This window comes from Nocardiopsis halotolerans DSM 44410 (assembly GCF_000341065.1).
GTDB lineage: Bacteria > Actinomycetota > Actinomycetes > Streptosporangiales > Streptosporangiaceae > Nocardiopsis > Nocardiopsis halotolerans.
The window spans coordinates 52,228-72,327 of sequence record NZ_ANAX01000163.1; the positions used below are offsets into that span (position 1 = coordinate 52,228).

The 20,100-nt window shown below is 72.3% G+C and carries 13 protein-coding genes and 2 pseudogenes (1 of these 15 only partly in view); 9 read left to right on the top strand and 6 right to left on the bottom strand.

Features of this window, described 5'->3' with window-relative positions:
• From D455_RS30230 to D455_RS0112570, 4 genes and pseudogenes are all read left to right on the top strand, one after another.
• Nucleotides 1-646 (top strand): annotated as a pseudogene (locus D455_RS30230) (DUF5691 domain-containing protein) (it extends 883 nt beyond the left edge of the window).
• The gene (locus tag D455_RS0112560) at nt 647-1,762 is read left to right on the top strand and encodes an ATP-binding protein (protein ID WP_017571076.1); all 1,116 of its coding nucleotides are present in this window, start codon (nt 647-649) and stop codon (nt 1,760-1,762) included.
• A pseudogene (locus D455_RS30235) lies at nt 1,762-4,175 on the top strand (DUF5682 family protein). The gene D455_RS0112560 and the pseudogene D455_RS30235 overlap by 1 nt, the downstream one beginning before the upstream one ends.
• Nucleotides 4,172-5,341 carry a VWA domain-containing protein gene (locus D455_RS0112570; RefSeq protein ID WP_017571077.1) on the top strand — a complete coding sequence of 390 codons (1,170 nt, stop codon included), beginning with the start codon at nt 4,172-4,174 and terminating at the stop codon, nt 5,339-5,341. The pseudogene D455_RS30235 and the gene D455_RS0112570 overlap by 4 nt, the downstream one beginning before the upstream one ends.
• Nucleotides 5,342-5,705: 364 nt before the next feature.
• Here the strand turns inward: D455_RS0112570 and D455_RS30240 are convergent, their stop codons facing one another.
• Both D455_RS30240 and D455_RS0112580 read right to left on the bottom strand, forming a co-directional pair.
• The gene (locus D455_RS30240; protein ID WP_017571078.1) at nt 5,706-6,092 is read right to left on the bottom strand and encodes a DUF3140 domain-containing protein; all 387 of its coding nucleotides are present in this window, start codon (nt 6,090-6,092) and stop codon (nt 5,706-5,708) included.
• Nucleotides 6,093-6,126: 34 nt separating this feature from the next.
• The gene (locus D455_RS0112580) at nt 6,127-7,152 is read right to left on the bottom strand and encodes an SDR family oxidoreductase (RefSeq protein WP_017571079.1); all 1,026 of its coding nucleotides are present in this window, start codon (nt 7,150-7,152) and stop codon (nt 6,127-6,129) included.
• A 183-nt stretch (nt 7,153-7,335) separates the two neighbouring features.
• Between D455_RS0112580 and D455_RS0112585 the strand changes: the two genes are divergently transcribed.
• Together D455_RS0112585 and D455_RS0112590 are read left to right on the top strand one after the other, a co-directional pair.
• The gene (locus D455_RS0112585) at nt 7,336-9,210 is read left to right on the top strand and encodes a glycoside hydrolase family 15 protein (protein WP_017571080.1); all 1,875 of its coding nucleotides are present in this window, start codon (nt 7,336-7,338) and stop codon (nt 9,208-9,210) included.
• Nucleotides 9,203-9,730: a DUF1360 domain-containing protein gene (locus D455_RS0112590; protein WP_017571081.1), complete on the top strand. Its 528-nt coding sequence runs from the start codon at nt 9,203-9,205 to the stop codon at nt 9,728-9,730. Before D455_RS0112585 ends, D455_RS0112590 begins: the two co-directional genes overlap by 8 nt.
• Nucleotides 9,731-9,821: 91 nt before the next feature.
• Here the strand turns inward: D455_RS0112590 and D455_RS0112595 are convergent, their stop codons facing one another.
• Nucleotides 9,822-10,298: a hypothetical protein gene (locus D455_RS0112595; RefSeq protein ID WP_017571082.1), complete on the bottom strand. Its 477-nt coding sequence runs from the start codon at nt 10,296-10,298 to the stop codon at nt 9,822-9,824.
• 230 nt (nt 10,299-10,528) lie between these two features.
• Between D455_RS0112595 and D455_RS30245 the strand changes: the two genes are divergently transcribed.
• The 3 genes from D455_RS30245 (at nt 10,529) to D455_RS0112620 (ending at nt 15,262) form a co-directional block, all read left to right on the top strand.
• Nucleotides 10,529-11,305, top strand: coding sequence for an alpha/beta fold hydrolase (locus D455_RS30245; RefSeq protein WP_017571083.1), 777 nt, complete (start codon nt 10,529-10,531; stop codon nt 11,303-11,305).
• A 1,616-nt stretch (nt 11,306-12,921) separates the two neighbouring features.
• The gene (locus tag D455_RS0112615) at nt 12,922-14,097 is read left to right on the top strand and encodes an FUSC family protein (protein WP_017571086.1); all 1,176 of its coding nucleotides are present in this window, start codon (nt 12,922-12,924) and stop codon (nt 14,095-14,097) included.
• Nucleotides 14,098-14,125: 28 nt separating this feature from the next.
• Complete coding sequence (locus D455_RS0112620) at nt 14,126-15,262, top strand: PQQ-dependent sugar dehydrogenase (RefSeq protein WP_017571087.1); 1,137 nt, start codon at nt 14,126-14,128, stop codon at nt 15,260-15,262.
• Between the two features lie 218 nt (nt 15,263-15,480).
• On the opposite strand, the gene D455_RS0112625 is transcribed toward D455_RS0112620, so the two are convergent.
• The 3 genes from D455_RS0112625 to D455_RS30255 form a co-directional block, all read right to left on the bottom strand.
• The gene (locus D455_RS0112625; protein WP_026122572.1) at nt 15,481-18,075 is read right to left on the bottom strand and encodes a glycoside hydrolase family 9 protein; all 2,595 of its coding nucleotides are present in this window, start codon (nt 18,073-18,075) and stop codon (nt 15,481-15,483) included.
• 239 nt (nt 18,076-18,314) lie between these two features.
• On the bottom strand, nt 18,315-19,064 hold the full coding sequence (locus D455_RS0112630; protein WP_017571089.1) for a hypothetical protein: 750 nt from the start codon (nt 19,062-19,064) through the stop codon (nt 18,315-18,317).
• 93 nt (nt 19,065-19,157) lie between these two features.
• Nucleotides 19,158-20,100 (bottom strand): hypothetical protein (locus D455_RS30255; RefSeq protein WP_017571090.1); only part of this gene is annotated, 943 nt, incomplete at its 5' end.

Sequence of the window (20,100 nt, forward strand, 5' to 3'; positions counted from 1 at the left end):
CGACCTCGCCCTGGCCGGACCCAACGGTGACGACGAGAACGGCCACCAGCGGTACGAACGGGTGTGGGCGCTGGTCACCCACACACCGCTGGACGTGTGGCCCGCGCTGCTCGGCGCGGACCCCGCCACGATCTTCGCGGCGGCGGAGAAGGGGCGCGGCAGGGACAACCGGCTGTTCGGCGCGTTCGTCAACGCCGTCGCGGTCCAGGGTGACGCGGAGTGGGCCAGGGCCGTCCTCGACACGCTCCGCGACCGGATCACGTCGAGCACGGCGGGCACCGCCCAGTCGCTCCAGCTGGCGAAACTGCTGGAGACCCTGCCGGTGGAGGAAAGCTGCGCGTACGTGCTCGACGCCCTCCGCGGATCCGACTCCCTCGTCCGCTGGGCCGAGCTGGCGCACGCCGCACGCGGCCCCTGGACCCCCGAACTGAGCCGACTGGTGGCCGAGCGCCTGCGGGCCAGGGAACGCCGCAGGCACGACTACCGCGGATACCGGGAGCTCTGCGAGGTCGCGGCCACGCACATGTCCCCCGAACACCTCACCGAACTACAAGAAGACCCCTCGTTCGACGACGCCTCGACCGAGGCCTACCTCCGACTCCGGGACACCCTCCGGTTCCGGCTCGACATGCACAGGGAGCTCTAGTTGACCACCGCCACCCCGTCCATCAGCACCGACGCCGCCCAGGCCCTGCGCCCGCACGCGGAGCAGACCTACGCCACCGAGCTGGAGGCGCTGGCCAAGGCCGACGACCGGCAGCGCCCCCCGGGCTGGAAGCTCTCCCCGTGGGCCGTCACCCAGTACCTGCTGGGCGCCACCCTGCCCGACGGCACCGAGATCACGCCGAAGTACATCGGCGCGCGCCGCGTCGTCGAGGTCGCCGTGGCCACCCTGGCCACCGACCGGGCGCTGCTGCTCATCGGTGTCCCCGGCACCGCCAAGACGTGGCTGTCGGAGCACCTGACCGCCGCGATCTCCGGGGACTCCACCCTGCTCGTCCAGGGCACCGCCGGAACCTCCGAGGAGGCCGTCCGCTACGGCTGGAACTACGCGCGGCTGCTCGCCGAGGGGCCCTCCGAGGCGGCCCTCGTGCCCAGCCCGATCATGACCGCCATGGCGCGCGGCTCCATCGGCCGCATCGAGGAGCTCACCCGCATGCCCTCCGACGTGCAGGACGGCCTCATCACCGTCCTGTCGGAGAAGGCCCTGCCCGTCGCCGAGCTGGGCGTCGAGGTGCAGGCCCAGCGCGGGTTCAACATCATCGCCACCGCCAACGACCGCGACCGGGGCGTCAACGACCTCTCCAGCGCGCTGCGCCGCCGGTTCAACACCGTGGTGCTGCCCGTCCCCGACAACGCCGAGGACGAGGTCCGCATCGTCACCCAGCGGGTGGAGCAGCTCGGCCGCTCCCTCGACCTGCCCGAGGTGCCCACCAGCCTCACCGAGATCCAGCGGGTGGTCACCGTCTTCCGCGAGCTGCGCTCGGGGGTCACCGAGGACAACGGGACCAAGGTCAAGTCGCCCAGCGGCACGCTGAGCACCGCCGAGGCGATCTCGGTGCTCACCAACGGCATCGCGCTGGCCGCGCACTTCGGCGACGGGCGGCTGCGCCCCGCCGACGTGGCCGCCGGTATCCACGGCGCCGTCGTCCAGGACCGGGTGTCCGACGGTGTGGTGTGGCGCGAGTACCTGGAGACCGTCGCGCGCGGGCGCGACGGCTGGGGCGAGTTCTACCGCGCCTGCCGTGAGGTGGGCGCCTGATGGGTCGACCCCGACTGGACACGAGCGGACTGCACGTCCTGGGCGTGCGGCACCACGGCCCGGGGTCGGCCCGGGCCGTCCGGGCGGCCCTGGAGGAGATCAAGCCCGACGCCGTGCTGATCGAGGGGCCGCCGGAGGCGGACGCCCTCACCTCCCTGGTGGGTGAGCTGGAGCCGCCCGTGGCGCTGCTGGCCTACCTCGCCGACACCCCCAAGGGCGGCGGGGCCAGGTCGCAGGACAGGGAAGAGACCGCGGCCGGAGGCCGACGGTTGAGGGTGGCGGAGGGCGACGGGTGGGCGTTCTGGCCGTTCGCGAGCTTCTCCCCGGAGTGGGAGGCACTGCGCTACGCCGTCGAGAGCGGTGCGAAGGTGCGCTTCTGCGACCTTCCCGCCGCGCACACCCTCGCCGAGCGGATCGCCGAGGAGGAACGCCGTCAGGCCGAGGCGGACGAGTCGTCCGGGGAAGGCGGTGACAGCGAGAACGGCGCGAAGAGCGAGGGCAGCGGGAACAGCGGGGACGGAGAGCCGGAGGCGACCGAGAACGGCGAGGTGGGCGAGCCCGAGCGCGTCCGACTCGATCCCCTCAGCGTGCTCGCCGAGGCCGCCGGTTACGACGACGCCGAGCGCTGGTGGGACGACGTCATCGAGCAGCGCGGTGACGGCGAACCCTCCCCGTTCCCCGCGATCGCCGACGCCATGGCCGCCGTCCGCGCCGAGTCCGGCCCCGAGCGGGGACGGGACGCGCGCCGCGAGGCGTACATGCGCCAGACCCTGCGCGCCACCCTCAAGGAGGGACACGAACGGGTCGTCGTGGTCTGCGGCGCCTGGCACGCGCCCGCCCTGCGCGACGTGGCCGACTACCCGGTCAAGGACGACACCGCCCTGCTCAGGGGCCTGCCCAAGGTGAAGGTCAACGCCACCTGGGTGCCGTGGACCCACGGGCGCCTGGCCGCCGCCAGCGGCTACGGCGCCGGTGTCGCCGCGCCCGGCTGGGACCACCACCTGTTCACCGCGCCCGACCTGCCGGTGCACCGGTGGCTGACCGAGGCCGCCCGGCTGCTCCGGGAGGAGGGGCTCGCGGTGTCCTCCTCCCACGTCATCGAGGGTGTGCGGCTGACCGAGAGCCTCGCCGTGCTGCGCGGTCGTCCGCTCGCCGGACTCGACGAGGTGTCGGAGGCGCTCACCTCCGTCCTCTGCGAGGGCGAACCCACGCGAGCCGCCCTCGTCCACCAGCGGATGGCCGTCGGCGAACGGATGGGGTCGGTGCCCCCGTCCACACCCATGGTTCCGCTCCAGCGCGACCTCGTCGCGACCCGCAAGCGGCTGCGGCTCAAGGCCGAGCCCTTCCACAGCGATCTCGACCTGGATCTGCGCAAGGACAACCAGCGCGAACGCAGCGCGTTGCTGCACCGGCTCCAACTGCTCGGCGTCAAGTGGGGCGTTCCGCGCGACCCCGAGGGCGGGCAGAAGGGGACGTTCCGCGAGTCGTGGCGGCTGTGCTGGGAGCCGGAGATGGACGTGGCGCTGATCGAGGCCAGCCGGTGGGNNNNGCCGCGGCCAAGGCGATCGACGCCGCCGAGAAGGCGACCCTGCCCGGGCTGACCGGTCTCACCGAGCGGTGCCTGTTCGCCGACCTCGGTCAGGCCCTGCCCCGGGTGCTGGCCCTGCTCACCGACCGCGCGGCCACCGACAGCGACGTCACCCACCTGATGGCGGCGCTGCCGCCGCTGGCCCGCTCCGCCCGGTACGGGGACGTGCGCGGCACCGACGACGCGCACCTGCGCACGGTCGCCGAGCAGATCCTGCGGCGTGTGTGCGTCGGGCTGGCCCCGGCCGTGCACGGGTTGGACGACGACGCGGCGGCGCGGTTCGTCAGGCTCATCGACGCCACGCACAACGCCGCCACCCTCCTCGGCGGGGAGGGCGCGCGGTCCTGGACCGCGGCCCTGGCCGCCCTGGCCGTACGGGACGACCTGCCCGGACGGATCGCCGGACGGATCAACCGGATCCTGTCCGACTCCGGGCTCGTGGACGGCGACGAACTGCGCCGACGCCTCGGCCTGGCGATGTCCCCGGGCGTCGAACCCGCCACGGCCGCCGCCTGGCTGGAGGGGTTCCTCCAGGGAAGCGGGCTGATCCTGGTGCACGACGACCGGCTGCTCGGCCTGATCGACACCTGGCTGCTCGGACTGCCCGAGGAGCGCTTCACCGCCGTGCTGCCGCTGCTGCGGCGCACCTTTGGGGCCTTCGGCGGCCCCGAGCGTCAGGAGATCGGGGCCGCCGCGGCCCGGCTCGGGAGCGCGCCCGCCGCCAGGAGCGACACCCCGGTCCGCGTGGACGTGGACACCGAACGCGCGGCACCGGCCCTGGCCACCGCGCTGGCCATCCTCACCGACGGAAGGAGCCGCGGATGAACGCCGTGGACGAGCGGGAACGCCGCTGGCGGCTGGTGCTGGGCAGGGAGGCACGGTGTTCCTCCGGGCTCGGCACCGCCGACCAGGGGATGGACGGCGCCCTGGAGGCGCTGTACAACCGGGGCGACGGTTCCGGCGACGGGAGGGGAGGCCGCGCCGAGCGCAGCGCCGGACTCGGCGGCTCGGCGCCCCGGGTGGCGCGCTGGCTGGGCGACATCCGGGAGTACTTCCCGTCCTCCGTCGTGCAGGTGATGCAGAAGGACGCCATGGACCGGCTGGGTCTGCACCAGCTCCTCCTGGAACCGGAGATGATGGAGGCCGTCGAGCCGGACGTGCACCTGGTGGGCACGCTCCTGTCGCTCAACAGGGTGATGCCCGACCAGGCCCGCGAGTCCGCCCGCGCGGTGGTGCGCGGGGTGGTGGAGGACCTGGAGCGCCGGGTGGCGCAGAAGACGCGTTCCCTGGTGCAGGGGGCGATCGACCGGTCGGCCCGCACGCACCGGCCGCGCCGGGTGGCCGACATCGACTGGAACGCGACCATCCGCCGCAATCTGGCCCACTACCTGCCCGAGCACAACACGATCGTGCCCCAGACCCTGGTAGGTTACGGTCGCCGCAGCCGCGGGGTGCAGAAGGACGTGGTGCTGGCGATCGACCAGAGCGGCTCCATGGCCTCCTCGGTGGTCTACGCGAGCGTGTTCGGCGCGGTCCTGGCCTCCATGAAGACCCTGCGGACGTCCCTGGTCGTGTTCGACACCTCGGTGGTGGACCTGACCGAGCAGCTCACCGACCCGGTCGAGGTGCTGTTCGGAACCCAGTTGGGCGGCGGCACGCACATCAACAAGGCCATCGCCTACTGCCAGGGGCTGATCAGCAGGCCGAACGACTCGGTCTTCGTGCTGATCAGCGACCTGTACGAGGGCGGTGTCCGAGCGGAGATGCTGAGGAGGGTGGCCGCGATGCAGGCCGCCGGTGTCCAGGTGGTGGTACTCCTGGCGCTGTCGGACGAGGGCGCGCCGTTCTACGATCGACAGAACGCGTCCGCGCTCGCCGAGATGGGCGTGCCCGCGTTCGCCTGTACACCCGACGCGTTCCCCGAGCTGATGGCGGCGGCCATCCAGGGGCAACCCCTCACGTCCTGGGTCGAGAAGCACCAGGACGCCTGATCCGGGCGGGCGGGGCCGTGGCGGTCCCCGCCCGCCCTCTGATCCGCGGTCGGGGGAGCCGTTGGGTCACGACGTGGTGTCCCTGGTCGCCGGAGGGCCCGACGGGAGGGCCGCGGGCGGGGACGGTCCGGAACCGCCGCCGCACTGGCACGGCGGCACCCCGACCACGGAACGCTTGGAGGACCCGCTCACGGTGCTCCGGGAGCCGCTGCTGGACCCCGGCCGGTTCCGCCCGACCTCCTCCGGCCAACCGGACACACCTCTCCCACCCCCACGCCCGGCACCGGTGGCGACCAGCCCTCCCCGAGGCCCCAGGAGAGCGGCGCACCGCCCGCACGGCGAGCGAACGCCCTGTGCCCGCTCCTCACGAGCGGGCACAGGGCGTGGGGCTCCTGGCTTCCGGGGCGGCTACCCGCCGAGGTCCTCCTCGTCGGGCCGCGCCGAGTCGGGNCATCAGCCGGTGCCGCCACTCCGGGTCCTCACGGCGCGGGTCCGCCAACTGGCCACGGACGTACTCCGTCACCTCGCGCATCAGCTCGACGTCGTCCCCGGTCACGTCCACCCGCCGCTTGTTCAGCAGATTCACGATCGCCTCACCCTTCCGCCACACCGGATGGGCGGGGTCGGTGTTGAAGGCGTCCTCACCGGAGGCGTTCGTCAGCAGCCACTCGCGCAGCTCCTGGCCGGTCATGTTCACCACCGCGTGGAAATCGTTCCAGACCTCGTCGATGACGGGATCGTGCTCCGCCATGCTCTCCCCCTTCGTTTCGGACCGGGCCTCATGATCAGGACCGATGGCGTGCCTTCCCCGTGGCCGCGCAGGCCGCCGCTCCCACCGCGAAACCCGCGGCGCCCAGCAGGATCAGGGAACGGCGTTTCTCGCTCAGCTCCTGGAGCAGGCTCGTCTCGCGTGACTCGCCGTCGAAGTCGCCGTGCGCGCCGAAGTCGCGCTCGTCGTCCAGAGGCCGGAACAGGTTGTCGTGCTCGGGCGGCTCCGCCCTGCGGATCTGGCTCCTGCGCCCGGTGAGCCCCTGCTGCCAGTCGACCAGGCGCGGCGCGAACCGCTGTCCCAGCACGGTCATCGCCGTCGAGATCCCCACCCAGTACCGGCGCCGGTGCGGGTGCTCGGCCCCCCACACGATCGCCTGGGCCGCCACCTCCGGCTGGTACACCGGCGCGACGGGACGCGGACGGTGGCCGTTCAGGCGGGCCCGCGCCCACGTGAACTGCGGGGTGTTCACCGCGGGCAGGTGCACCTCAGTGACCCGGATCCCCGAACCGCGGTGGATCAGCTCGGCCCGCACGGAGTCGCTGAACCCGCGGACCGCGTGCTTGGCCCCGCAGTACGCCGACTGGAGGGCGATACCCCGGTAGGCCAGGGCCGACCCGACCTGCACGATCGTGCCCCGGTCCCGGGGCAGCATGCGCTCCAGTGCGGCCTGGGTGCCGTGCACGTAGCCGTGGTAACAGACGTCGGTGACCCGGTGGTACTCCTCCGGCTCCACCTTCATGAACGGCGCGATGATCGTGGCGAAGGCACAGTTCACCCAGACGTCCACCGGCCCCAGTTCGGACTCGACCCGGGCCAGCGCGCCGCGCACCGCGTCGGCGTCGGTCACGTCGACCCGTACCGACATCGCGGACACCCCCTCGGCACGGGCCTCCTCCACGGCGGCGTCCAGCCCGGCCTGTCCCCGGGCCAGGAGGGCGACGGTGTACCCCTTCCGGGCGAACTCCCGCGCGGTAGCCCTGCCGACACCCGCGCTGGCTCCGCTGACCACCGCGATCCGGCCGTTCGGTTTCGCGGCCACCTGGCCACCTCCACACCGGTCGACACAGCCGCTTCGGGCTCTTTCCTCCCTCCCCGCTACCCGGGTGCGTCACCCGTTATGTACTGCCACGGCAAGCTTCTGAGCTGCCGTTTCGTAGGACGTGCCCCGGGGCAGTCGAAGGCAGGAGGAGTCCCCGGGAACACGTATGGCTCGGAGGGGCGGATGGAACAGGGCACGACGGCGCGGATCGGTGACCACGGCTTCCTCTCGGACTGCCACACCGCCGCCCTCACCACGCCGGACGGCACGGTCGACTGGATGTGCGTCCCCCGGTTCGACGGCCCCGCGTTCTTCGCGGGAATCCTGGATCCGCGGGGCGGCGGCTGGACGCTGGAGGTCGAGGGAGCCCAACCGGCCGGACGCGTCTACCTGGACGACACACTCGTCCTGGAGACCCTCTGGCGGGGGACGGACGTGGAGGTGGCCGTCCGCGACCTGCTCGCGGTGCGGCGGTCCGACGGAGACGGGACGGGACTGTGCCCTGACGGCGTCCTCCTGCGGATCGTCGAGTGCCGTTCCGGGAGCACGGCCGTGCGCTCGCGGCTCGACGCCAGGCCCGACTTCGGACGCGCGGCCCCCGTGTGGGAGCGCGTGGACGGGGGGCTGCGGGAGACGTCGGGGCCGCTGCTCTCGGGCGCGCCCGCGCCCGGCCTCGCCGAGGACGGCGTTCCGGAGTACCGGGTGGAGCTCGCCGAGGGCGACACCGCCGTGTTCGCCCTGGACTACCTGCACGGCGAACGCCGCGTCGGGCTGGGGGAGGGGCGCGCCCTGCTACGGGAGACCCTCGGCACCTGGCGCGCGTGGGCCGCGCGGACCGACTACGACGGCGTCGGCGCCACCCACGTCAGGCGCAGCGCCCTCACCCTGCGCGGCCTGCTCCACGAGGAGACCGGAGCCCTGGTCGCCGCGCCCACCGCGTCCCTGCCCGAGTGGCCGGGAGGACCCAGGAACTGGGACTACCGCTACATGTGGCACCGGGACGGGGCCCTGGTGGTCCTGGCCTTCCTCCGGCTCGGCCACTCCGAGGAGGCGGGGCACTACCTGCGCTTCCTGTTGAGCATGTGCGGCCACCCGTCCGACTGGATCCCGCCGGTGCGGGCGGTCGACGAGGAGCCCCCTCCCCGGGAGGAGGAACTCGGCCACCTCGCCGGGTACGAGGGTTCGCGGCCGGTCCACGTGGGCAACGACGCCCACTTCCAGCACCAGCTGGACGTGTACGGGCAGATCCTGGACGCGGCGCTGTGCTACGAGGAGGCCACCGGCGGGCTCGGACGTGAGGACGTCGAGCAGCTCGCCTCGATCGTCGACTCGGCGTGCCGTCTCTGGCGCGAGCCGGACGACGGCATCTGGGAGGTCCGGTCACGGCCCCGGCACTGGACCAGTTCCAAGGTCTACGCCTGGGTGTGCCTGAACCGGGGGATCCAGCTCGTCACGGAGTCGGGGAAGAAGGTCGACGACGCCCCCCTGGCCCGGTGGCGCGAGGAGGCGGAGGCCATCCGCGAGGAGGTCCTCGAACGGGGGATCGACCCCGAGAACGGATCCTTCACCCAGTCCTACGGCTCGTCCAACACGGACGGTTCGCTGGCGCGGATCCCCCTCCTGGGATTCCTCCCCGGAACCGACCCGCGCGTCCTCGCCACCCTGGAGCGGGTGGACGAGGAACTGGGTGAGGACGGCTGCCTGGTCCGCAGGTACGACCCCGAGCGGACCGACGACGGACTCGGCACACCGGAGGGCGCCTTCCTCCTCTGCTCCTTCGACATGGTCTCCGCCCTGGTGCTCGCGGGGCGCGGCGACGAGGCGAGGGAGCGGTTCGAGGATCTGTGCGGGCGCTCGGGGCAGCTCGGCCTGCACGCGGAGGAGATGGCCGCCGACGGCACCATGCTGGGCAACTTCCCCCAGGCCTTCACCCACCTCGCGCTGATCGAGGCGGCGATCAACCTCGACCAGGCGGGCGACGGGGAGGCACTGCACGCGTGGGTGCGTGACAGATCGGGCGGACAGGTACGACGAAGGAGGAACGGAAGAGATGGCTGACGACACCACCGAGGACATCAAGGAGACGATCCAGCAGGAGACGGAGGCCTACCGCAACGACAGTGAGCAGCCCGTCTTCGGATACGCCGCCACGGTCGGGGTCTACGCGGGTCTGGTGGGCGCCGGTCTGCTCGTGGCCCGCAGATCCCGGGGGCGGGGCAGGGCCGAGGGCGTGAGCCCGTGGGACCTGGCGCTCATGGGTCTGACCACCCACAAGCTGTCCCGCATGGTGGCCAAGGACCCGGTCACCAGCCCCCTCCGGGCGTTCTTCACCCGCTTCAAGGGGGTCTCGGCACCCGCCGAGCTGTCCGAGGAGGTGCGCGGACAGGGTGGGCGCCGGGCGGTCGGCGAACTCATCACCTGCCCGTTCTGCACCGCGCAGTGGATCGCCACCGCCTACGCCTTCGGTCTGGTGTTCGCGCCCGGGGTCACCCGGGGAGCCGGGGCCGTGTTCAGCGCCGTGGCCGTGTCCGACTGGCTCCAGTTGGCGTACGTGCGTCTTCAGAAGGCGCAGGATTAGCGCGGGGACGGTGCGCGTGTGACACACGGAACGGTGCGCGCGTGCGCGGGCGGCCCCAGCCGCCCGCACCGAACCCGTGCGCACCGTTCGTTCAGGAGCGGGGGCGGCGCCCCCGCTGGCCGCGCCGCCTCCTCCCGTCCCGGCCGCTCCCACCGTCCTCGCCGCCCTGGTTCCCGGTCCCCGAGACGACGGTCTCGGGCGGCGCACCGACGATGAACCCGAAGACCACGTGGTCGACCAGGAGCGCCCATCTCTCCCGCGGCCGTGTCCTGTGCGCGTGGGCGAGGCCGAGCGAGGGGGCGATGGCCAGTTCGAACGCACCCCACATCAGTGCTCCGTAGAGCGGCCCGGTGATCCGCGAGCCCCTCAGGCGCTTGGGCACGAGGGCGAACAGCGTGCCCGCCGCGGCCCCGTAACCCCAGTGGGCCAGTTCGATCGCGGCCTTCCTCCGGTCCCGGGGAATGCTCCTCAGGACGGCGGGCGCGCCCTCCGCCAGGATGGCCTCGGGCGGAGTGCGGTGGACGAACTCCAGACCGACCTCGACCTGCCGCATACCGCTCATGGCCATCGCACCCGTGACCCCCCGCGCGGCGCCCCTGAGCCAGGGACGCCTCGGAGGGGATGCCGACTTCCTGCTCATCTCACGGTTCCCTTCACACACCACACACCCTTCGTCCCTCCCCTCTGACCAGAGCGCGCCCCTCTCACACGCCCCGCCGGGCGAGTGGGTTGAAGGAGGGGGCCCTGGGTAGTCGTGACGACCACGGTGGGGAGTCGAAGGGCCGGTCGGGGGGACGGATGGAGGTCCGCAGGGGTACGGACGAGATCGCGCGCGGCACCACCCTGGCCTGGTGGCGCACACCGGGTCAGGGCCCGCCGCTGGTCTGTGTGCACGGTGCGGGGGTCTCCTCACGCCAGACGCTGCCCGTGGTCAGGGCGCTCGCGGGCAGGACGGAGTCCTGGGCCGTCGACCTGCCCGGGTTCGGCGCGAGCACCGCTCCGGACCACGCGCCCACGGTCACCGGACTCGCGGACGCCCTCCTGGAGTGGGTGCGCGTACGCGGGATCAGACGGCCCTGCCTGCTCGGGCTCTCCCTGGGGACACAGGTGGTCGCGGAGGCGGCGGTGAGCGCGCCCGACGAGGTGGGATCGCTGGTGCTGGTGGGGCCGACGACGGACCCCCGGGCGCGGTCACTTCCCGTCCTGGCCGCGCGCCTGCTGCGCGACAACCTCCGCGAGGGCCCCTCCGTGGCGGTCTCCGGCGTCGCCGACTACCGCGACGCGGGGATGCGCCGGGTCGTCCGCAGCTGGTTGGCCAGCCGCGACCACCGCATCGAGCGGGTCCTCCCCGAGGTCACGCAGCCCGCCCTGGTCCTGAGAGGGGGACGGGACCCCCTCTGCCCCAAGCCCTGGGCCGAGGAGGCCGTCCGTCTGCTGCCCCGCGGGCGCCTCGTGACCGTGCCCGGACAACCCCACGCGCTCACCGTCACCGCACCCGGACGGGTCGCCGACCTGGTCCACGACTTCGTCCGGGGGACCACGTCGCGGGACCGAGGAGACGGACAGAACGAATGAGGCGGATGAGACCGAAGAGGGTCGTGGCGGGCTTCGACTCGGCCACCACCATGCTGCGGACGCTGGCGTCCCACAACGCGGGCGGTGACCTTCCCCTCGCCGGGGAGGCGCCCGGCGCGCTGGAGGGCGCGGTCGAACTGGTGGCGGGTGCCGCCAACCGCGCTCCGGACGCGCTCAAGGAACGCGTCTACGCCGCCGCGGGCTGGTCGGAGGCGGTTCCCCGGCAGCGGATCGGTGAGATCGACTCCGACGAGCTCGCCTCCTGGGTCGCCGGTCACTATCCGAGGAAGCAGGCCGAGGTGGCCTTCGTGGGCTCCTCCAACGGTGCGCTCACCCACCTGGCCGCCGCCCTGGAGGCGCCGTGGCTCCCGCAGACCCTGCTCATTCCGGTGCGGCGGGGAGGCGTGCCCCCCGAGGACGCGTCGGCGGACCTGCGGAAGACGCGGTCCGCCGGGGAGGAGCTGGTGCGGGCCAACCCCGACTGGCGGCTGCACCACATGCACGACCCCAACCAGGACCGGCTGATGATCTCGGGCATGTGCTACTTCCGGGTCAAGTGGCTGCGCCTGCCCGAGGCCTACCGCCGCTTCCTGCGCGCGCACCTGCTTCCCGGGGGCACGCTCGTGGTCCCGGACTGCGCGCTGCGCTGGCCCACCACGCGGGTCGCGGACCGCTACGTCTTCCAGCACGGCGGCTTCGGCGGCGCCGGGCCGGAGGAGATTCAGTACGGCAGCGAGCGCGTCCGCGCGTACCTGGACTCCCTCGGGTCCGACCACACACGGTTCGTCGGTCCGGAACCGGACGGCGACGGTCCCGAGGCGGAGTGGGGGTTCGCACCCGAGCTCCTGGACGACCTGCGCCAGCTCGCCGACGAGGAGGGGTGGACGCTGCTGCGGCTGCGCCACGAAGAGCCCGAGTCGCTCAGCCCGGCCGTCGCCGAGCTGTACCGGGACTGGTACCGGGACCGGGGGCTGCCGCCGGACCGGCTGGTGGGCGNTGCTGGTCGAGTCCTTCATGCTCGTCGAGCCCTACTGGGCCCTGCGCACCGGCTCCGTGCCCTTCTGGACGGTGTTCAACACGAGGCGGTCGCTCCGGGGCCTGGAGGAGTACCTGGACCGCGTACCCGACTACGAGGAGATCCGGTTGACCCTGTTCTCCCACGGTGTGGAGTCGGTGGGGCTGGCGGGCGCCGACGAGTGGGCGCGCGTGCTGGACCGGGCCACCAAGGTGGGCTCGTTCCTGGGCACGGACCCGGCGGCCTTCCCGCGCGACTTCGCGGTCTTCGCCCGCGTCCGTCGCGACCTGACCCGGGTGCGCGGACGCCAGCCCATGCCGCCCCGGATGCGGTGGCGGAAGGCGGCCGAGCGCCTCGACGACGCCGACGGCGTCGAACTGCTCAAGGGCTAGCGCGGTGACCGGAGGGGCTGACCGGACCGGCCTTCGGGTCACGGGGTCCACACCGGGCGACGTTTCCGGCCAGAGCACCGGATGGCGTCCGACGGACGCCCTCGAACCAGTGAGCGACCGCCCGGCCGCTCTCCGGACCCGTGGTCCGCGCGGGTCGGCCGTCGGGCGCGAGCCTGGAAGAACCGAGGAACGAGAGGCAGAGGGACGAAGTGGTGATCGAACGGGTGAGGGAGGTCGTGGCCAACGGCCGGGACGTGGTGCGTCGTGCCTTCCAGCGGCGGGGCTACGAGCGCGAGACCGTCGTCGTCATAGCCAAGAGCGTCATCGCTTCGACGGGCGCCTGGATCGTGGGTTTTCTCTTGGGAAACCCCACCCAGATCGGGTTCGCGCCCTTCTCCGCGCTCCTGGTCGTGACGCCCACCGTGTACGGATCGGTGTTACAGTCCGGCCGCTACGTGGCGGCGGTCTTCCTCGGTGCGCTGATCGCCGGTGCGGGCGGGATCACCATCGGCGTGAACATCTGGCTGTTCGCCCTCATCGTGCTCGTCGCACTGCTGGTGGGGCAGTTCTCGTTCTTCAGAGACCAGGGCAAGCAGATTCCCGTTGTCGCGGCGTTCGCCCTCGCCGGAGGTACCGCGGGCAGCTTCATGAGCCTGGGGACACTGCTGCTCATGGTCTTGGTGGGGACGACGATCGCCGTCGTGACGAACATGGTCTTCGCACCCACCATCCGTTTCCGCGACGCCGAGAACGCCGTGCTCGACTTCGCGGAGAGCCTGTGCGACCTCACCCGGGAGATGGCGGACGGGTTCCGCGAGGGCGGCGAGGGACTCGACGACGCCGACTCCTGGGCGCGGGTCGCTGACGGGTTCGACAGCACCGCGCGCAACGCCCAGGCGTCGGTCTCGGAGCAGGAGTCCCGGGCGCGCCTGAACCCGCGACGGCTCCTGGACGCTTCCGTCTCGAAGCAGACTCCGAATGCCTACTACGCCTGGATCCTCGCCCTGAGCCGGTCCTCGCGGCACGTCCAGTCCCTCATCCGCACCCTGCGGTCCACAAAGGACGCCCAGGCCCGTTTCCCCGAGCCGAGCGGCGGCTTCATGCGCGAGTTCGCCCCGCTCCTGGACGGCGCGGCGGACGCCTTCCGTGCGATCCGGGCGGAGGGGGAACCCGACCGCGACACCGTCTCCTCCGACCTCGACCACAGCCTGCAGGAGGGGCTGCGCCTGGTCGACCATGTACGGAGGAACATGAGCGAACACTGGGACGACGAGCGCTGGCCGGTGCACAGCGCGATGATCACCGACATGGAGCGCGTGTTCGAGGAGTTGCGGGAGGGGCACGAGAACACCGAGGGCGACGCGTCCCGCGGCGCGGCGGAGTAACGGGAGGCGACGGGGGAAGGGGACGCGCATGGGACCCACGACGAGCGCAGGAGCGGCCCTCCGTACGGTCTCCGCGTTGGGCGTCCTCGCCCTGATCGCCGGATGCGGTGTCGGGGAGGGCGCGACCGGCGCCGGGGACGGGCGGAACGGAGCGGGTGAGCAGGACGGGCGGACCGGGGACGCCGAGGTCGACCCCGGTCCGCCCGAGGCCGTCGCCACGGACCTGGAGGTGCCGTGGGGGCTCGTCCTCCTTCCCGACGGGTCGGCCCTGGTCTCCCAGCGCGACTCGGCCGAGGTCGTCCGTGTGGCCGGGGACGGCTCGGTCACGGAGGTCGGCACCGTCGAGGGCGTCTCGCCGGGAGGCGAGGGCGGCCTGCTGGGACTGGCCGTGCATCCGGAGTTCCCCGACGAGCCGTACGTGTACGCCTACCACACGTCGGACTCCGACAACCGGATCAGCCGCATGGAGTACGACCCCGGAGGCGGGGGGCTCGGGGAGGCCGAGGTCGTCCTCGACGGCATACCGTCCGAGACCCACCACAACGGTGGACGGATCGAGTTCGGCCCCGACGGCCTGCTGTACGCGGGCACCGGGGACGCGGGCAGGGGAGAGTTGGCCCAGGACACCGACTCCCTGGCGGGCAAGATCCTGCGGATCACCCCCGACGGCGATCCGGCCCCGGGCAACCCCTTCGGCAACCCCGTGTACAGCTACGGACACCGCAACGTCCAGGGCCTGGCGTGGGACGCGGACGGGAACCTGTACGCCACCGAGTTCGGCCAGAACAGGTTCGACGAGGTCAACCTGATCGAACCGGGCGACAACTACGGGTGGCCCGAGGTGGAGGGCGTCGGCGACGGTGACGAGTACGTCGACCCGCTGGTGACCTGGGTTCCCGCGGAGGCCTCGCCCAGCGGCGCGGCGGTCGCGGGCGGCTCCCTGTGGGTGGCGGCGCTGCGCGGCGAGCGCCTGTGGGAGGTACCGCTCACCGGGGGAGAGGGCCTGGGCGAGCCCGTGGACCACTACGAGGGGGAGTACGGCCGCCTGCGCACGGTGGTGGCCGCACCGGGCGGCGACGAGCTCTGGCTGACCACCAGCAACCGCGACGGAGTCGGTGACCCGGTCGAGGAGGACGACCGGGTCCTGCGGGTGCCGTTGGACTGACGTCCTCCTCGGGCCGAGCCCCGGTCCCCCCGCCGCCGAACCCGACGGTCGTCCTCCGGCCGCGTTCCCTCCCGCGAACCGTTCTCGACGCCCACGGGGCGGACCCGCCCCTCGGCCGGAGATGACGGACGGGGCCCCACGCTCTCCTGCGGGGCCCCGTCCTCCAGGGAGGGTCCTACGGCGTGGGCGGGCGCGCCGTCGTCGCCCCCACCCACGGATCAGTGGCAGACGGAACCGTTGAGGGCGAACCTCGCGGGAACGGCGTTGGCCCCGGACTCGAAGGTCCCGATGAAGCCGAACGTCACCTCGCCGCCGGGATCGATCGTTCCGTTCCAGTCCGTGTTCGTCGCGGTCACCGAGGGACCGGACTGCTCCAGCGTGCTGCTCCAGTGGCGGTCCACGGCCTGCGAGCCGGAGAAGGACCACACCAGCTCCCAGCCCTCCACGGCCTCCTCACCCGTGTTGCGGATGGTCACCTGGGTGGTGAACCGGCCGTCCCACTCGCCGTGGACCACGTAGTCGACCTCGCAGGACGCTCCGGCGGGGAGGCCCGCGTCGCCCTGGTCGGCGACGAACCCGGACACCCAGGCCAGCGGGGCGTTCCAGTTGATGGTCAACTCGTTGGTCGCCCACGACTCGATGTCGTCGATGTAGCAGAACTGCGGGGCGCACCCGTCCAGGTTGGCCTGGGCCACGGGGTCCCAGGTGGCCGCGTCGGAGTTGGGTCCACCGGACAGGGTGCCCGCGGGCGGGTTGGGCAGGTCGGGGTCGAGCTGGTGGGCGTACCAGCGGCTGTGCTGGTTCATCGCGGCGTTCTCGCCGTACCCGGTCACGTACGACTGGTTGAGGGCGTTGCGGCCCAGGACGTAGTCCATGCCCTCCATGACCGCGTCACGGAAACGCGTGTCGCCGCCGATGTCGTAGGCGGTCGCCACGACCACCAGGTTGTTGAGGATCTGACTGTTGGAGCCCCAGACGAACGTGCCGTCCTCGGGGGCGTAGGCGATGCCGTAGGGGCTCTCCTCCAGGGCGCTGACGTACTCCTCGGCGCCCTCGACGACGGAGGCGCGGACCCCGTCGAGGCCGTCGAGGGAGTTGGGGACGGTGGCGAGCTGGAGTCGTCCCAGCGCCGCGGTGTTCTGCCAGCTGAAGCCGTGCTCGGAGAACACGTCGGCGGTGTGCTGCTCGGACGAGGTCACCGCCTCCTCGTACTCCTCGGCCCCGGTGGTCAGGTACAGCTCCGCCGCGGCCCAGTAGAACTCGTCGGTCACGTCGCCGTCGTCGTAGGCGCCGCCGCCCTGACCGCCCGTGGGCGCGTAGATCTCGGGGTTGGCCACCGCGGCGTCCCACGCGGTCTCGGCGGCCTCCAGGCAGGTCGCGGCGAAGTCGGCGTCGTAGGGGGCGAACACGCGGGCGCACTGGGCGGCGCTCGCGGCCAGGTTCAGCGTGGCCGCCGTCGACGGCGGTTGCAGGTAGCGGGGCTGCGGGTCGTCGGCGGGCAGCAGGGGGAGGCCGGTCCAGGCCTCGTCGTGGACCTTGTGGTGCGCCATGCCCGCGAGCTCCTCGCCCTCGGGGACCCGCATGGACAACAGGAACTCCATCTCCCAGCGGGCCTCGTCCAGGACGTCCGGAACGCCGTTGTCCCGCTCGGGGATGGACAGGGTGGAGTCGGCCACCCGGCCGGGGTCGCCGGTCGGCGCGGTGTGCGCGCGCTCGTGGACGCTCATCAGCTGGTGGACGGAGATGCCGCCGTTCACCACGTACTTGCCGTGGTCACCGGCGTCGTACCAGCCGCCGGACACGTCGAGCGAGTAGTCGCACGGGTCGGAGGGGTGGCAGGTGACCTCGGTGTCTCCCTGGTTGGGCGCGACGCCGACGTGACCGGCCTCGCGGCCGTACCCGGGAGCGAGCTCGTCGAGGATCTCGACGCCGCTGCGCTGGGTGTAGTAGAAGTCCAGCGCGTCCGTGGCCAGGGCGGCGTAGGGATCCGCGGTGATGCCGAAGGGGTGGCTGGTCTCGCCGTCGGCGGTCAGGGTGTAGCCCTCACCCGTCCGGGTGACGTCGCCGAAGTCGATGGTGTGCACGTTCTGACCGGAGGACTCGTCCAGGCCCTGCGGGACGGTGCTGCCCTCGGCCACGACCGCGCCCTCGGCGTCGGCCAGCGTCCAGGGCAGGGCCTCCTCCGCGTCGGTGACCACGGTGGCGTTCTTGGGTCCCTGCGGGAGGTAGCCGACCTGGTTGACCCGTACGCGCGGGCCGGTGTCGGGTTCGTAGACCGGGGGCTCGGCGCCGCCGAGGAGGGAGACGTCGTCCAGGCAGAACGTCCAGGGCTCCTCGGACCCGCCGATCTGGAAGGCGAGCTGGGCGTCCTCCATGTCGGTCGACGCGGTGAAGACGTACTCGTACTCGGTGGGCGACCCGGTGAGCACGGGGCGCTCGTCCAGGTGGGTGCGCCAGGGGTCCACGGGCTCCTGGACCAGGGCGCGGACGGGGAGCCCGTCCGCGCCGGAGGCGGTGAACGTGAGGGAGTAGGATTCCCCGGCCACGAGGGGGATGTCGTTCTGTCCGACGATCTGGTCCCATGCCGCGCTGGTGCCGCCGGGCACGTCGACGCACAGGGCGCCGTCGTCGCTGACGGCGAGCTCGATGCCCTCCGTCGCCCACCAGCCGGTGGTGCCGTCGCTGAAATCGCCGTTGGTGATCTGTTCGACCGGTTCGTCGTCGGCCTGAACGGGGGAGGCCACGAGCAGACTCGCGCCGAGGGCGGCCGCGGCGCCGAGCGCCACCGCCCTGTTTCTTCGTGCCGGGCTCACGGGGGGTCCTTCCGCTGGGGGGTGAGCGGCGGGAGCTGGGAGCGCTCCCAATAGTATGACCATTGTTGTGTCACGTATCACAACTGTCAATGGGGGTAAACGTGATCACTCACCGCGCGGGAAGGGCCCCGCCCACGAGCCCCGGGTCCGCCGGAACGGGCGGGACCGGTCGGCGTACGGAGGGGACGGCGCGGCTCCGGCCCGGGAATCCGGGATCCGGACCGGAGCCGCGCCGGGGATCAGTCCGTGAGCAGACCCTGGGCGACGACCTCCTCGACCAGGGCGCGACGGACCTCGTCGGCGTCGCCCGTGTGCCCCTGGTGCCCGGTGGCGGCGCGCACCTGTGCGCGGACCGCCTCCACCACGGCGTCGCCGCGCAGGACCTCGGCGAGCGGGGCCGCCTCGACGGCCTCCTTCCACTTGCGCAGGGTGTCCAGCCGACCGTGGTCGACGGCCTCGCGGGTGATGTGGAACAGGGCGTCGATGTTGCGCTGGTAGGAGTCGGCGTCCGTGAGGTCGGCGTCGATGATCTCCACCGGCTGGTTGCCGCCGTCACCGTCGGGGCGCAGGTGGTAGACCTTCCAGAAGCGGCCGTTGGTGAGGATGATCCACTCGGCGCCCTCCTCCACCGCCAGGCGCCGGGACACCTGGATGTTGCGCTGGTCGAGTTCCTGGCCGACCCGTCGCACCTCCACGGGTGCGAACAGCTTGCCGTCCAGCATGATCGCGTAGTCGATCGAGTCCCCGCTGGTCCGGTACTCGGTGGTCATGTCCTGGTACTTGCTGAAGTTCAGACCGACGCTGAAGAAATCGGCGACGAGCATGCGGGTGTCGCCGTCGTTGGCGTCGCGCTCCAGCAGGTCGGCGAGCGGGCCGGAGAGGCGGTCGACCGCCGCGGCGACCCGACCCCGAACCGAGGTCTCCCAGGTCAGGGTGGTACTGGTGAACTCGCCGGTCCTGGCCATGACCTGGGTGTCTTCAGCGTCCATGAACGTCCGTTCCCGTGTGTGTCGAAAGCCCCGCCGCACGGCTCTCTCCGGGGACGGGGGAGTACGTGGACGGGGGAGAATCCGGCCTCGATGCTACAACTCGCCCCCCTCCCGGGCGTCATCAGATTCGCTCTCGTCGTGCATGGCCTGGCGGCGTTCGCGTTCGCGGTAGCTGAAGGCCGCCGAACGCACGGAGTCCTCGCTCTCGAATCCGGAACCGATGGCGCCCGCGACCGTACCCGCGGCGGTGATCAGCAGCGTGACGGCGGCGTAGTCCGTGATCCCAGGGTCGGTGCCGACGTACTGGCCGAGGACGCCGGGGGTGAGCACGACACCGGCGATGACCAGGTTGGCCGCGTACAGGAACACGAACATGCAGCCCACCCCGACCAGGAGGGTGAGGACGGTGGAGGCGTTGAACAGCACCGCCTGGTCGTGTGTGCGCGCCTCGCGCGTCGGTTCCCACAGGTGGTGGTACACGATGAGCCAGACGACCATGATCCCGATGGATCCCAACACCGTGCCCAGGAGGCGCAGCGGTCCCATCGAAGCGGCCAGCTCCCAGACCGTGGTGTTGATCAGGTAGAACGCGCTGAAGGCGAAGGCCCCCACCAGCGGGCCGGTCATGCCCAACACCAGCCGCCAGGGTCGGTTGTCCCGGACCATGCCCATCAGCAGGCGCGTCTTTCCACGGGAGGCGAGCATGCGGACGTCGACGCCCTCCTGTTCGGGTTCGACGCGACGGAAACGGCGGGAGAGCACCGGCAGCCGGCGTCCTCGGTGTTCATCGCCCGGGGAGGCCGCGATGCCGTACATGTCGGCGATGAGCTGAGCCACCACGTTACGCACCCGGCGGCGCCACGACATGACGCCGAACGCGGGCAGTGACACCACCACGACCCGGCGTTCACCGCTCATGTCGGCCACGATGGGTTGCCTGCCGTCGCGCAGGGGGAGGTCCGTGACGCACACGGCCAGGTCCCACCCGTGTCGACGCGCCCGTCGCTGGGCGACCGCCATCATCTCGGTGTGGCGG

Bases quoted from the DNA above. Each gene is read 5' to 3' on its own strand.
- D455_RS0112570 (WP_017571077.1), top strand. From the start codon at position 4,172: ATGAACGCCGTGGACGAGCGGGAACGCCGCTGGCGGCTGGTGCTGGGC.
- D455_RS0112585 (WP_017571080.1), top strand. From the start codon at position 7,336: ATGGAACAGGGCACGACGGCGCGGATCGGTGACCACGGCTTCCTCTCG.
- D455_RS0112590 (WP_017571081.1), top strand. From the start codon at position 9,203: ATGGCTGACGACACCACCGAGGACATCAAGGAGACGATCCAGCAGGAG.
- D455_RS0112595 (WP_017571082.1), bottom strand. From the start codon at position 10,298: ATGGCCATGAGCGGTATGCGGCAGGTCGAGGTCGGTCTGGAGTTCGTC.
- D455_RS30245 (WP_017571083.1), top strand. From the start codon at position 10,529: ATGGAGGTCCGCAGGGGTACGGACGAGATCGCGCGCGGCACCACCCTG.
- D455_RS0112620 (WP_017571087.1), top strand. From the start codon at position 14,126: ATGGGACCCACGACGAGCGCAGGAGCGGCCCTCCGTACGGTCTCCGCG.
- D455_RS0112630 (WP_017571089.1), bottom strand. From the start codon at position 19,064: ATGGACGCTGAAGACACCCAGGTCATGGCCAGGACCGGCGAGTTCACC.